At 72.2% G+C, this 13,778-nt stretch carries 11 protein-coding genes; 5 read left to right on the forward strand and 6 right to left on the reverse strand.

The window, feature by feature from the left end:
* Nucleotides 1-3: 3 nt before the first annotated feature.
* The 5 genes from ACZ56V_RS17760 to ACZ56V_RS17780 form a co-directional block, all read right to left on the reverse strand.
* Nucleotides 4-1,632 carry an ABC transporter substrate-binding protein gene (locus ACZ56V_RS17760; protein ID WP_468943242.1) on the reverse strand — a complete coding sequence of 543 codons (1,629 nt, stop codon included), beginning with the start codon at nucleotides 1,630-1,632 and terminating at the stop codon, nucleotides 4-6.
* A gap of 166 nt (nucleotides 1,633-1,798) precedes the next feature.
* A complete protein-coding gene (locus ACZ56V_RS17765; protein ID WP_468943245.1) occupies nucleotides 1,799-2,803 on the reverse strand; it encodes a membrane dipeptidase in 1,005 nt (334 codons plus the stop codon).
* Nucleotides 2,800-3,654 (reverse strand): hypothetical protein, encoded by an 855-nt coding sequence (locus ACZ56V_RS17770; RefSeq protein WP_468943247.1) that lies wholly within the window; start codon nucleotides 3,652-3,654, stop codon nucleotides 2,800-2,802. Before ACZ56V_RS17770 ends, ACZ56V_RS17765 begins: the two co-directional genes overlap by 4 nt.
* Nucleotides 3,651-5,408 (reverse strand): hypothetical protein, encoded by a 1,758-nt coding sequence (locus tag ACZ56V_RS17775; protein ID WP_467381394.1) that lies wholly within the window; start codon nucleotides 5,406-5,408, stop codon nucleotides 3,651-3,653. Before ACZ56V_RS17775 ends, ACZ56V_RS17770 begins: the two co-directional genes overlap by 4 nt.
* A 380-nt stretch (nucleotides 5,409-5,788) precedes the next feature.
* The gene (locus tag ACZ56V_RS17780; RefSeq protein WP_468943250.1) at nucleotides 5,789-6,508 is read right to left on the reverse strand and encodes an IclR family transcriptional regulator; all 720 of its coding nucleotides are present in this window, start codon (nucleotides 6,506-6,508) and stop codon (nucleotides 5,789-5,791) included.
* A 381-nt stretch (nucleotides 6,509-6,889) separates the two neighbouring features.
* Here ACZ56V_RS17780 and ACZ56V_RS17785 point away from each other — a divergent pair, with 381 nt between their 5' ends.
* The gene (locus ACZ56V_RS17785) at nucleotides 6,890-7,330 is read left to right on the forward strand and encodes a VOC family protein (protein WP_398911979.1); all 441 of its coding nucleotides are present in this window, start codon (nucleotides 6,890-6,892) and stop codon (nucleotides 7,328-7,330) included.
* A gap of 217 nt (nucleotides 7,331-7,547) precedes the next feature.
* Here the strand turns inward: ACZ56V_RS17785 and ACZ56V_RS17790 are convergent, their stop codons facing one another.
* Nucleotides 7,548-8,309 (reverse strand): YqjF family protein, encoded by a 762-nt coding sequence (locus tag ACZ56V_RS17790; protein WP_467381397.1) that lies wholly within the window; start codon nucleotides 8,307-8,309, stop codon nucleotides 7,548-7,550.
* A gap of 123 nt (nucleotides 8,310-8,432) precedes the next feature.
* Between ACZ56V_RS17790 and ACZ56V_RS17795 the strand changes: the two genes are divergently transcribed.
* The 4 genes from ACZ56V_RS17795 to ACZ56V_RS17810 all read left to right on the forward strand — a co-directional run bounded on the left by ACZ56V_RS17795 (nucleotide 8,433) and on the right by ACZ56V_RS17810 (nucleotide 13,681).
* Nucleotides 8,433-9,533, forward strand: a complete 1,101-nt coding sequence (locus tag ACZ56V_RS17795) for a DNA polymerase III subunit beta family protein (protein ID WP_467381399.1) — start codon at nucleotides 8,433-8,435, stop codon at nucleotides 9,531-9,533.
* A 521-nt stretch (nucleotides 9,534-10,054) separates the two neighbouring features.
* Nucleotides 10,055-11,080, forward strand: a complete 1,026-nt coding sequence (locus tag ACZ56V_RS17800; RefSeq protein ID WP_398911982.1) for a LacI family DNA-binding transcriptional regulator — start codon at nucleotides 10,055-10,057, stop codon at nucleotides 11,078-11,080.
* Nucleotides 11,081-11,293: 213 nt separating this feature from the next.
* Complete coding sequence (locus ACZ56V_RS17805) at nucleotides 11,294-12,448, forward strand: glycoside hydrolase family 12 protein (protein WP_468943255.1); 1,155 nt, start codon at nucleotides 11,294-11,296, stop codon at nucleotides 12,446-12,448.
* Between the two features lie 141 nt (nucleotides 12,449-12,589).
* Nucleotides 12,590-13,681, forward strand: a complete 1,092-nt coding sequence (locus tag ACZ56V_RS17810) for a lytic polysaccharide monooxygenase (RefSeq protein ID WP_468943257.1) — start codon at nucleotides 12,590-12,592, stop codon at nucleotides 13,679-13,681.
* Nucleotides 13,682-13,778: the final 97 nt, after the last annotated feature.

Raw genomic sequence — 13,778 nt, forward strand, 5'->3', positions numbered from 1 at the left:
GGGTCACCCCTCCGAGCGGCCGAGCGCGGCCAGGTCGAGGTAGTAGAGCGGGTTGCGTACCAGTCCCGTGACCTCGGGCGAGGCGACGGTGACGAAGTTCGGCTCCAGCAGCGGGACGAAGGGGCCGTCCTCGTTCATGGCACGGTTCCAGGCCGTGTAGGCGGTGAGCCGGTCCTGCTCGTCGACCGAGCCGTACGCCGTCTTCGTGAGGGCGCCGAGTCCGGGGGCGTCCTGCGCGGGCCAGTGCACCCGCTTCGAGAGGAAGTCGCCGGGCGCGAAGCCGAGGACGTTCTGGGGGTCGAGGTAGTCCGGCGGGTAGGACCACAGGGCGAGTTGCGTCTCGCCGTCCACGTACCGCTGGAGGGAGGTCGACGTCGGCGAGGGCCGGAGCGTGACGGTGATGCCGATCTTCCCCAGGTCGCTCTGGATGCGCTGGGCCAGTACGCCGTAGTCGAGGCCGGCCAGCCGGTGGTAGTCACTGGCGTAGTCGAGGGTCAGCTCGATCTTCCTCAAGCCCTGTTCCCTCTCGGCCTTCTCGACGAGGGCACGGGCCGCCCCGGGGTCGTAGGCGGCGGCGTCCGCCTTGCCGAGGCCCCCGGTGAAGACGGTCGGCAGGATGCCTGTGGCCTGGTCGGAGCCGGGGCCGGCGATCTCGACGAGGCCCTCGTAGTCGATGCCGAGCCGGATCGCCTTCTGCACGTCGGCGGAGGCGGTGGGGAGGTTCTTCGCGCGGCTGACCGCGAGGTAGAGCACCTCGGCCGCCCGGCTGTCGTCGACCACGAGGTCGTCGCCGTGCAGGCCCTTGGTCTGCAGCGCCGAGATGTCGAGGGCGATCTGCGAGTCGCCGGACTGCACCCCGAGCAACTGCTGTTGCGCGGACGGCACGTTCCGGATGATCACCCGGGGATATGCCGGTGCGTCACCGGCGTACTCCGGGTTGGCCTCCAGGACGATCTGCGAGGAGTTGCTGTAGCTCTTCAGCCGGTACGGCCCCGAGCCCGCGGACTGAGTGTTCAGCCAGGTCTCGGCCTTGTCCTCGGTGACCGCGTCCTTCGCGTCGGTGCCGCCGTGGGCGCGCACCGCGTCGGCGTTGACCACTCCGAACTGGGGGGTGGCGAGCATCGCGGGCACGTCGGCGCGGGGGGACTCGGTGGTGAGGACGACGGTCCGCGCGTCCTCGGCCTCGGCGGTGATCCCGGCCATCAGATAGGCCGGGCTGGCGTCGACGTGGCGCAGCCGGTCGAGGGAGAAGACGACGTCGCTCGCCTCCACGGGGCTGCCGTCGGAGAAGCGGGCGTCGTCGCGGAGGTCGAACGTCCAGGACTGCCCGTCCTCGGAGTTGGACCACGAGGTGGCCAGACCGGGCACGGGCGTGCGCAGGTCTTTGCCGGCGTAGGTGGTCAGCGTCTCGTACAGGGCGTGGTCGACGAGGTAGTCGGTCGGCTGGTAGACCCGCGCCGGGTCGATGGACTTGGCGTTGAACGCCGTGTCGACGACCAGGGTGCGGCGCGCTGCCTCGGCGGACACCCCGGCGGTCGCGCAGGAGGTGAGCGAAGCCGTCAGGGCGGAGGCCAGGGCGAGGGCGGCGAGGGTACGCCGCCGGGACTCGGGCGGCGGGGGGCGGTGGGGCATCGGGGGTCTCCACTCGGAGAGACGGGCAGGGAGGAGTCGGGGGAAGTCACTCCTGGTGGCGTCCGGGGCCGGGCAGGCGCCGGGTGCGTACGGCGGGCGGCGGGTGCGGTACCGGAGCGGCCGGTCCGCGGGCCCGGGGGGTCTCCCCCGCCGGGCCCGCGCGCGCCTACGCGGCCACGGGTACGGCCGTCCGGCCGCCCTGCAGATCCACGTCGATGGTCTGCCGGTACAGGCGCAGCCAGTTGCCGCCGCACAGCTTCTCGATCTCGGCCTCGGAGAAGCCGGCCTTGGCCAGCCCGGCGGGGATGTTGCCGAACTGGGCCGCCGTCTCGAACCACTCCGGGTCCGGCACGACCGGCGACTGCCCGGGCTTGCCCGCCCCGTACTCGGGGCCGCGCGTCCAGTGCCCCTTGCGCATCTCCACCATGTGCTCCTCGGTGAGGAAGCGCCCGAGGTCGGAACCGACGCCGACGTGGTCGACGCCGATCCGCTCCACGGTGCGGGCGACGAGCTCGCACCAGCTCTCGACGGTCTCGCACCACTCGCCGGCGATGTTCGGGTACATCGTCAGGCCGAGCACCCCACCGCGCTCGGCGAGCGCGTCGATGACCTCGGGCCGTTTGTTGCGGGCGTGGTCGAAGAACTCGCGCGGATTGGCGTGGTTGATCGCCACCGGAACGGCCGAGGCGTGGATGGCGTCGTAGGAGGTCCGGTCGCCCACGTGCGAGCAGTCGACGACGATGCCGCAGCGGTTCATCTCCTCGACGGCGTTGCGGCCGAAGCGGGTCAGGCCCGCGTCGGTGGTCTCGTAGCAGCTCGCGCCCAGGGTGTTCTGGATGTTGTAGGTGAGCTGCATGACCCGCAGTCCCATGCGGGCGAACAGCTCGATGTAGTCGAGCCGGTCCTCGATCGGGGACGCGTTCTGGGTCCCCATGAGGACGGCGGTCCGGCCTTCGGCGGCCGCCGCCTCGATGTCCGCCGTGGAGTACGCGATCCGTACGAGGTCGGCGTTGTCGCGTTCCATGCCGTACCAGTCGGCGAGGGCCTGCATGGTCTCCGCCGCGTTCTCCCAGAACGCGATGGTGTTCGTCACGCAGTCCACGCCCCCGGCGCGCAGTTCCTCGAAGACCGTCCGGTTGAAGATGCCGCACTCGAGTCCGTCGATGTTCATCGCTGCTCCTGCTCCTTCTTGGCCGTGCCGCCGGCGAAGTCCACGTCGTCGGTGAGGTCGGGTTCGATCACGCCGTTCTCGTCGACGGCGGTCGCGCCGGCGTGCTTGAGGGAGGTCACCGACTCGGTGGACAGCGCGCGTGCGGAGTCCTCGAACAGCGACCACCACAGGGCCGCGGAGGTCTCCACCCCGGTGCGTGCCGCGCGGGCGGCGGGCAGCGAGCCGACGAGCGGCAGGAGGCGCAGCAGCTCGGGGTCGTCGGGCAGTTCGGGCACCCGGCGTTCCATGGCGAGGAGTACGCCGTCCCCGGCCAGGCGGTCGGGCACCGGGGGCAGACCGGTGGCCGGTGCGTCGGCCGAGGGGGCGGGCTTCATCGTGAGGACCACACCGCGGTCGGTGCCCTGGTGCTCCAGTACGGCGGCGAGGCCGGCGTGCTCGACGCGCCCGGCCCACAGGGTGACCCGTTCCCCGGGTTCGGCCTGGAGCAGGTCGAGCAACGCGGGGGCGACGACGAGGGCGCTCTGGCCGAGACAGTCGACCACGAGCGCGCCCGGCGCTTCGGCGGCGATCTCCACCCGGCCGGAGTCGGCGCGGTCGGCAGCGCTGAGCCCCTCGGAGAGGAACTGGAGGGCGGGCAGCCCGGCCGCCTGGGCGTGCAGCACCAGGTCCCGCACGGCGGGTACGGCGCCGAGGGCGAGGCCCTGGGCCTGGAGCAGCCGCTCGCTGATCAGCCGCAGTTCGCGCAGTGACAGCCGGAGCGTCTCGGCGTCGGAGGCGTTCTGCCAGGTGCGGCCCAGGCGGTCGGCGGTGCCGTCGCTCCCGGGGGCGCTGGTGAGCGTGGCGGAGGTCATCGGGCGGCTCCGTTCGAGGGGGCGGGTACGGGGGCTTCGAGGACGAGGGTGTCGGCGGGGCGCGGTACGGCCGGCCAGAACCACGGGCCCGCGGCGCCGGCGCCCAGGTCGGCCGCGGTGGGCGCGCCCTGGAAGATCACGCCACGCAGGTCGCGGCCCAGGTAGTCCTTGGTGCGTTCCAGTCCGTAGAGGGCCGCGTTCGCCAGGCGGATGATCCGCGCGGGCACGAAGGCGGCGTCGCGGATGTTGGCGTGCGGGACGGCGTACGCGTGGCCGGCGAGGGACTGGAGGCGTTCGACGGCTCCCCGCAGCTCGGGACGGCGTGCGAGGAGGCGTCCGACGGGCAGCGCCGGGTCCTCGGCGGCGAGTACGCCGTCGAGGTGCTGGACCATGCCGGGCACGTCCACGGTGAGGTCGACGGTGCCCTCGGGCAGTTCGGAGGTGGCGCCGCACCTGGGCTCCTCGGCGGAGCGGGACTTGTACCAGGTGTTGGCGACCGCGCCGGGTGCGGTCCGGTCGACGGCGAGGGCCCAGGCGTACCGTTCGGCGAGCAGCGCGCGAAGCTCTCCGACGGCCGTCGAACCGTCCCGGCGAAACGTTTCGTCAACCGTGAGTCCCGCCGCGAGCCGGTCCGACTCCTCGGGGTCGAGTTCGGTGAGCACCGAGTTGACCACCTCGGCGGCCTCGTCGCAGACGCCCTCGACGCCGTCGACCAGTTCGGCCACCGTCGGCACCCGGCCGTCCGCCGCGGCCGTCGCGGCACGTTGGGGGATCGCGGCGAGTACGCGGCGCAGGTCGGCGACGATCCGCTCGGCGGGGGTGAAACAGGTGTACTCGTTGACGTCTTCGCTGTGGTACAGCGCGGCCCGCTCCAGCAGGGCGACCAGGGTGTCACTGACGGCGCTGCCGGGCGCCGCCCCGAGGCCGCGGGCATGGCACAGGGCCTGCTCGCGCAGCGAGATCCAGCGGTCCACCAGCACCGGGTGGTTGCCGACCCAGAGGACCAGTCCGAGCGCGGAGCTGTTGCCGACCCCGAGGAAACGGCGGACCTGCGGATCGAGGGCCACCGCGGTGTCCGAACGGCGGGCGGCCAGTGCCTCGACCAGGTCCGCGCTCAGCTCCCGCATCATGTAGGCGGACAGCAACTGCGCGTGGTACGGCACCGACAGCGGGTGGTCCTCGCCGTACGCCACGAACGTCCGGGTGCCGAAAGTGCCGTTTCCGTCGAGACCGATGTTGCGCATGAGGTAGCCGACACGGGCGAGCGCGACGGTGTCGGGTTGCCGTCCCGCGGCCAGCGCCTCCACGACGTGCTCGAAGACGCGCAGCGAACGGTTGGCGCGGCACCAGGTGAGTGTGTGCGCCGTGGCCCGGCCGTGGTAGAGGCGAGGCATCTCGTTGCGGGTGTGCTCGATGTCCTCGGTCGTGGCGGGCCCGTCGAGGAGGGCGCCCATCATGTCCCAGCCCAGGTCGAAGATGCGCAGCGTGCGCTCCTGGGACGAGGGCGGGAAGGCGAAGGCGACGAAGTCCATCACCCGGTCCGCCGTGTGGATGCGGTAGACGGCCTCGCCGCTGCCGTCCGCCTCGACGGTCAGCGAGCGCCGCTCGACGCGCCAGTCCTCGCGAAGCATCCGGTTGACCAGGGAACGGGCCGACGACAGGCGCCCGGCCTGCAGGGAGGAGAGGGCGGTCGGGGTCATGAGCTCGGCGGCCGGCCGGCCGGTGGGCCCGGCCGGGCTGGGCTGTGGTGCCACGGATGGTTCCTTTCGTACAGGTCACGCGGTGGGGTGCCGCCACGGTCGAGCGGCGGCCGTCGCCGACGGAGCCGGCGATCCGGCGCGTGTGGAGCGGCAAGGCGGGTGCGGGCGGGCAGCAGGGCAGAGGACAGCCCGCGGCCAGGCATGCGGAGGGTGTGAACGGGGTGACGCCGACAGGGGGTGCGGGCCGGTCGCGAGGTGGTGCGTCGGGGTGGCGGGGCACGCCCCGGTCAGGGGTGGCGGGGCACGCCCCGGTCAGGGGCGGCGGCGCCAGGATGCCGCGTGGGGACCGTGTCCGGGCTGACGAGGGCCGGCACCTTGCGGGTGGAGGCGGAGTCCGGGTCAGGGCCCGGTGGCGGGGAGTCGGACGGTGGCGGTCACCTGCTCCCGGAGACGATCTTGGTGACGCGGGCCGCGCAGGCCATGGCGTCGCCCGCCGCGGCCTCGGCGTCGAAGCGGACCATCGGGCCGACCACGGACAGGGCGGCCATCACCCGGCGCCTGGCGTCGAAGACCGGGGCCGCCACGGCGATCGTCGGTTCCAGCCGGTTCGGCAGCGAGATCGCGTAACCGAGGTGCCGAATGTGCTCCAGCTCCTCGTCACGGGCGGTGGGGACGCCCGCGTCCCGCAGCGCTGCCAGATCGTGCGGCAGCGCCCATGCGGTGAGCACCCGGCCGGAGGCCGTGTCGGAGATCGGCATCCGCGCCTCGATCCGGGAGTCGACGCGCAGCAGCCGGTCCACTTCGACCCGCTGCACTATCCGGGCGGAGTCGCCGTCGAGGACGGCCAGGGACACCGTCTCGTCGACCAGGGCGGCCAGTTCCTCCATCGCCGCGGTGGCCCGGTGGCCGAGCCCGGCCTGGGCGAACGCGGCGTCGGAGAGCCTGGAGACGCGGAGACTGAGCCGGTAGGTCCCGTCCTCCGCCTGCTCGGCCCAGCCCCCGGCGCACAGTGTCACCAACTGCCGGTGCACATAGCCCCGGTTGCCGCCGGTACGACGGGCGAGCTCGGAGACGCCCACACCCTGCGGCTCGTCGGCCAGGGCGGCGAGGACCTCCAGCGTCTTGAGCGACGAGGTGAGGATCTGAGTGACCACTGCACTGTCTCCTATAAGAGGACACTGTCTCCGATTGAGATGCGTCACTTAAACACCGCACCGGCCGGGCCGTCAATGGTCACCGGGAGGGAAACATCAGACACACCATCAGTCGCCGCGCCTCCCTGCGTTCACCTTGGATTTGACCTCAATGAGCATGCCTGGCCTAGGAAAGTAAGGATCCACTGGTGTGGTGAGGGGTCCCCCATTCGTCTTCCATAGGGAGACGGGTGAACTTCGAAAGGCGGCCGCGGACCGGGCCGGCGGCTCCGCACCCCGATCGACGGACCGATCGCGACCGAGGATGTCGAGAAGGCGCAACCGGCTACGTCCCAGAGGTACCAGCGCCCACAGCGGCATGAGAGAGAAGGAGAAGCCAACATGGCGATTCAGCGGATGGACAACGTCGGCATCGTGGTCGAGGACATGGATGCCGCCGTCGCGTTCTTCGTGGAACTCGGTATGGAGTTGGAGGGCCGGGCGGAAGTGGGGGGTCTCGTCGCCGACCAGTGCACCGGACTCGAGGGCGTGCGCTGTGACATCGCGATGCTCCGGACCCCGGACGGTCACAGCCGACTCGAACTGGCGAAGTACCGCAGCCCGGCGGCGATCAGCGCCGGGCCGCGCAATCAGCCGCACAACGTCCTGGGTACGCATCGCGTCATGTTCGCCGTCGACGACATCGAGGACACCGTTGCCCGCCTGCGCGGGCACGGCGCCGAACTCGTCGGCGAGTTGGCACAGTACGAGGACAGCTACCGGCTCTGCTACATCCGCGGCCCCGAGGGCGTCATCGTCGGACTGGCCGAGCAACTCGGTTGAAGCCCGGCATGGGAGCCGGTCCGGCTTGAACGCCTGTGGCGCATCTGGATCGTCTGCGACACGGCGAGCGTCGGCACCGGGGGCGGAGCGGCTCACAACCCCATGAGGCGGTCCGCCTCCCGGTCCGTGCCCCGGCCACCCAGCCGTGCATCGAGATCGCGCACCGCGGGCCGCGGACCTCGGATCACACAGGATTGAGGCGAGACGGTTCGTCTTGTTATGGTGCTGGCACGGGTACGGCGGTGACCGGCCCGGCGGGGCGGCCGAGGCGGACCCGGACCCCGGGTGAGTAGAGGACGCTGACCGGGTCGGCTGTCGGGGCGGGTACCCCGGCACTCGCGACCAGGTCCTCGTCGCAGGAGAGGAGCCGGGCCCGGTGCAGGGGCCAGCGGGGGTGGTGGTTGGGCAGATACGCCGCACCGCCGAAGAACATGTTGTGCATGCCCCAGCGGGCGGTGAGGAAGTGCTCCAGGGGCGTGGGCTCCTGGATGCGCTCGGCGGTCCGCAGGGTGATGCGGCTGTGGGCGCCGCGCGGTCCCGGCCAGCGGCGTGAGCTGGTGTAGGTGACGGTGTCGCCCACGGAGCGGACGGTCATGCGGGACCACAGGTAGGGCAGCCGGAAACCCACCCGCCCCATCAGCACCGGCACCAGCCGCGAGGCGTCCATCGACCGGAAGACCACGCCGCGCCGCCCGTGGGCGTCCACGCTGTACAGACGCACGTTGGTCTCCGGGAACGAGCCGAAGTAGGGGACCCCGGGCAGCCGGAACCAGCCGACCCGGTGCATGCGGAACGCGACGAGCCCGACGTACGTGAGCCCGTCGTGCGTGTCGGGGACGGTGCCGCGCGGCATCAGCCCCGCCACGGCGCCGGGCTCGACGGCCCAGTGGATGAAGGCGAGGTCGAGCCACTCCTGGGTGAGCAGCGGCAGCCGTATCGGTGTGGGGGCGTCCGGGGTGACGGCGCTGGGCTTCTGCACGGCGCAAGAATGGCAGACGGACGGGCCGTGCCGGACGGCCGGCCGGTCGGCTACCTCGGGAATCGTCCCGTGGTTGACCCTCGACCTGGTCGAGGGATCAGAGTGCGGGACGTGGAGAGCGAGATGCGCAGCATCGGGGAGATGGCCCGCGACAGCGGACTGGGCGTGAGCGCCCTGCGGTTCTACGACCGGGCCGGTGTGCTGGTCCCCGCCTGGGTCGATCCGGCCAGTGGCTACCGCTGGTACGCCCCCGAGCAGCTCGACGAGGCCAGGCTGCTGGTCCGGCTGCGGCGGGCCGGCATGCCGTTGGCGGACATCCGGCTGGTACTGGCCGGCTGGTCCGGAGCGGACACGGGCCTGGTGCGGAGGCTTCTCCGGGCGCACTTGCGCCGTCTCGAACTGGGGCTGGACGAGGCCCGCGGCGAGTTCTCCACGCTCCGAGCCCTACTCGATCACCGGGAGAACCCCATGACCGCCTCACCGCGGACCGGCACCGTCCACCTGTCCCTGCCCGCCTCCGCCCTGGCGGCCGCGCTCGACGCGGTCCGGTTCGCCGCCGGCAAGGACCCGGAGCTTCCGATGCTCGGCGGGGTGCTGTTCGACGTCGAGGGCGATGGGCTCCAGGTCGTGGCGACCGACCGGTACCGGATGGCCGTCGCCCGCATGGATGCCGTCGGGCACGAGGGCTCGCGCGAACACGTCGTCGTGCCCGCGCCGCTCGTCGACGCGATGCGCGCGCTGCTGGCCGACGACGACCCCGCCCGCTTCGCCGTGGAGGGTGACCGCGTGACGCTGGAGGCAGGCGAGCGCCAGGCTTCGGGACAGCGCCTGGCCCACGACTTCCCCGACTACCGCCGTCTCGTCCAGCTGCCGCCCGGGCGGCGAGTCGTCGTCGACGTGCCCGCGTTCCGGAGGGCGTTGGAGTCCGGTCCCGTCCGGCCTGCCGAGGAGCGCGAACCCGGCCGGTCCGCGAGAGACGTCAGTGTGCTGGCGACGGGCGACGACGGCACTGTGATCGTCTGCGGGGACGGCGACGGGGACGTCGACGGGAGCGCGGACAGGGTCGGCGTCGACCGCGGGTTCCTGCTGGACGCGCTCGCCGCCGCGGGCCGGGACCGGCTCGTGCTGGAGTTCGGCGCCGCCCCGACGGCACCGCTGGCGATCCGACGGACGGACGACGAGGACACGTTCTCGCTGCTGATGCCGGTCCGCCTGGACGACTGACGGGAGCGAGGACCTTCCACCGAGAGTCCTTCCCGCGGCCCGTCCTGCGCGCTCGGTCTCCTGGGGCGGTGGACGGTGCGGCCGCTGCCCGTGCCCCTCGCCGTGCTCACCCGGGTATGGCCCGACCCGGCCTGGCGGTCCGCCCTGCGTCACCCCGTGGCCAACGGTGCCGACGGCTAGGTCGCAGGCTCCCTGCGGACGCCGCCCCCGCCCGCGGCCTCGACCTCGTCGACATCGACGGCGGTGCGGTGCGCATCGCCCCCCGACCTCGACCTGGTCGGCACCCTCTCGGCCCCGCCGGTGAGCTGCTCACCGCCCGTCTACGCGGAAGAGGCCGACCGCGCCCTGTGCGCAGCCGCGTGGGGCGCGAGTCCCGCGACTTCACGTCCCGGCGGCCTCGCCGTTCCCGCGATCGCCGGGGGACGGACCGCTCGGCCGGCCGCTCCCTCGCGATCGGCCCGTCGAGCCCGGACGGCTCGCCGTAGTATTCGGGATGATCTCGTGGGGGAAGGCGGGCCGACATGGGCAGGCAGCGTCCCGGTACGCCGACGCTGGAGGAGGTGGCCGCCCTCGCAGGCGTGGGCCGCGGCACCGTCTCGAGGGTGATCAACAACGCCACCGGTGTGCGGGACTCGACGCGCCGGGCCGTGCAGCGGGCCATCGCCGAGCTGGGGTACGTGCCGAATCTGGCGGCCCGTTCCCTCGCGGGACACCGTGCCGACGCCGTCGCGCTGGTGATGACGGAGCCGGACTGGCGGCTGTTCGGAGAGCCGTTCTTCACCGAGATCGTCCACGCCGTCGGCGACGCCCTCACCGACACCTCGTTGCAGCTGCTGCTCACCCTGGTCCGCACGGACACCGAGCGGCGGCGCTTCGTGGAGTACGCGCGCGGTGGCCGGGTCGACGGGGTGCTGCTGATGTCCGTGCACGCCGAGGACCCGCTGCCGGACATGCTCGCCAAGGCGGGCCTGCCCACCGTCATGCTGGGGCGGCGTTCCGGCGAGGAGAGCGTCACCTACGTCGACGCCGACAACACGGGCGGAGCGCGCGGCGCGGTCACGCATCTGCTGGACACCGGGCGCCGCACGATCGGGGCGATCAGCGGACCGCTCGACATGTACGTCGCCCAGTGCCGCCTGCGCGGGTACCGGGAGGCCCTGGAGCTGGCGGGCGCGGCGGCCGGGGCGTCGCTGGTCGTCGAGGGGGGCGACTTCACCGAGGAGAGCGGGCAGCGGGCGATGACCGAGCTGCTCGCCCGGCACCCTGACCTGGACGCGGTCTTCGCCGCCTCGGACACGCTGGCCGCCGGGGCGCTCAACGCGCTGCGCGCCGCGGGCCGGCGGGTGCCGCGGGACGTCGCCGTGATCGGCTTCGACGACTTCCACCCGGCCCGTCCCACGGACCCGCCGCTGACGACGGTCCGACAGCCGCTGGAGGAGATCGGCCGGACGATGGTGCGGCTGCTGCGGGAGGAGATGGACGACTCCGCCGCCGCCTGGCGACACGTCATCCTCCGTACGGAACTGGTGCTCCGGGACTCCGCCTGAGCGAGGTGGCCGTCGGGAGCGCTCCCGGCGGGGCCCGTCCCACCTGCGGCTTCGAGATTCATTCGACAACTCTGGCGCGCACAGTCTTGTCAGGAACATGAACCGCTTCTACAGTCCCATCAACCGGTAAGTGGGAGCGCTCCCATCAGTGGGGAGTTGGGAGCGCTCCCGCACCGGCCCCTCCTTCCCCCCACCCCTCCCGGAGAGGCCCCCATGCGAACGCTACGGCCCCAAGCCCGCACCCCTCGCGGCCTCTTAGGCGCCCTGGGCGCGGCCTTGTCGATCTTCACCCTCGTCGCGTCACTCGTGACCGCCGCGGCGCCGGCCCAGGCGGACACCACCCTGTGCGAACCGTTCGGGACGACGACGATCCAGGGACGGTACGTCGTCCAGAACAACCGCTGGGGTTCCAGCGCCACCCAGTGCGTCACCGCCACCGACACCGGCTTCCGGGTCACGCGGGCCGACGGCTCGGTGCCGACCAACGGGGCACCGAAGTCGTACCCGTCGGTCTTCAACGGCTGCCATTACACGACCTGTTCGCCGGGCACCAACCTCCCCGCCCGGCTCGACACCGTCTCCCGGGCGCCGTCCAGCATCTCGTACGGATTCGTCGACGGCGCCGTCTACAACGCCTCGTACGACATCTGGCTGGACCCGACGGCCCGCACCGACGGGGTCAACCGGACCGAGATCATGATCTGGTTCAACAGGGTGGGTCCGATCCAGCCCATCGGCTCACCGGTGGGCACGGCCACCGTCGGCGGACGGAGCTGGGAGGTCTGGAGCGGCGGCAACGGCTCCAACGACGTGCTGTCGTTCGTGGCACCGTCGGCGATCACCGGCTGGAGCTTCGACGTCATGGACTTCGTCCGGGCGACCGTCGCGCGCGGGCTCGCCGAGGACGACTGGTACCTGACGAGTGTTCAGGCCGGGTTCGAGCCCTGGCAGAACGGCGCCGGACTGGCCGTGAACTCCTTCTCCTCCACCGTCGAGACCGGCGGCACCCCGGGCGGCCCGGACCCCGGTCCCGGCGACCCGGGTGACGCGTCGGCGTGCGCGGTGTCGTACGGCACCAGCGTCTGGCAGGACGGCTTCACCGCGGACGTCACCGTCACCAACACCGGTACGGCTCCCGTCGACGGCTGGCGGCTGGCCTTCACCCTGCCCTCCGGCCAGCGGATCACCAACGCCTGGAACGCCTCCGTGACGCCGTCCACGGGCGCCGTCACGGCGACCGGCGCGAGCCACAACGCCCGGATCGCACCCGGCGGCAGCCTGTCGTTCGGCTTCCAGGGCACCTACGGCGGCGCGTTCGCCGAGCCGGCCGGTTTCCGGCTGAACGACACCGCCTGCACCACGACGTAACACCCCCACCGCCTCCCCGCCCGTCCGGTCGAAGCGCCCGCCCCGGACGGGCGGGGGTTCCATCCCCGATCTTGTCATGAACGGATCATTCATCAGCTCACGACTCACAGCTCACCTACGGACCGGAACCAGGAGACCCCTATGGTTCGACGCACCAGATTCCTATCCCTGGCGGCGGTACTGGCCACCCTGCTCGGCTCGCTCGGCGTGACCCTCCTGCTCGGGCAGGGGCGGGCCGAGGCGCACGGCGTGGCGATGATGCCCGGCTCCCGCACCTACCTGTGCCAGCTGGACGCCAAGACCGGCACCGGCGCCCTCGACCCGACCAACCCGGCGTGTCGGGCCGCGCTCGACCAGAGCGGCGCGACGGCCCTGTACAACTGGTTCGCCGTGCTGGACTCCAACGCGGGCGGCCGCGGCGCCGGTTACGTGCCGGACGGCACCCTGTGCAGCGCCGGTGACCGTTCCCCGTACGACTTCTCCGCCTACAACGCCGCCCGCTCGGACTGGCCCCGCACGCATCTGACGTCGGGTGCGACGATCCCGGTGCAGTACAGCAACTGGGCCGCCCACCCGGGTGACTTCCGGGTGTACCTGACCAAGCCGGGCTGGTCGCCCACCTCCGAGCTGGGCTGGGACGACCTGGAGCTGATCCAGACGGTGACCAACCCGTCCCAGCAGGGCTCGCCGGGCACCGACGGGGGCCACTACTACTGGGATCTCGCGCTGCCCTCGGGCCGCTCGGGTGACGCGCTGATCTTCATGCAGTGGGTGCGTTCGGACAGCCAGGAGAACTTCTTCTCCTGCTCGGACGTCGTCTTCGACGGCGGCAACGGAGAGGTCACCGGCATCCGCGGTTCCGGCAGCACCCCGGACCCGACGCCGACCCCGACGGACCCGACCACACCGCCGCCCACACACACCGGTTCCTGCATGGCCGTGTACTCCGTGGAGAACTCCTGGAGCGGTGGATTCCAGGGCTCGGTCGAGGTGATGAACCACGGCACCGAGCCGCTCAACGGCTGGGCCGTGCAGTGGAAGCCGGGCAGCGGGACCACACTCGGCGGGGTGTGGAACGGATCGCTGTCCAAGGGTTCCGACGGTACGGTCACGGTCCGGAACGTGGACCACAACCGCGTCGTACCACCGGACGGGAGCGTGACCTTCGGCTTCACCGCCACGTCGACGGGCCATGACTTCCCGGTCGACTCGATCGGCTGCGTGACGTCCTGACACACGCCCGACTCGTGTCGGGCACCACGGTCGGCGGGGCCCCGGCAGGCTCCCGCCGACCTCACGTGCCGGTTACGAATCGCTCAACCCCTGGTTG

The organism is Streptomyces sp. NPDC034099 (genome assembly GCF_055575415.1).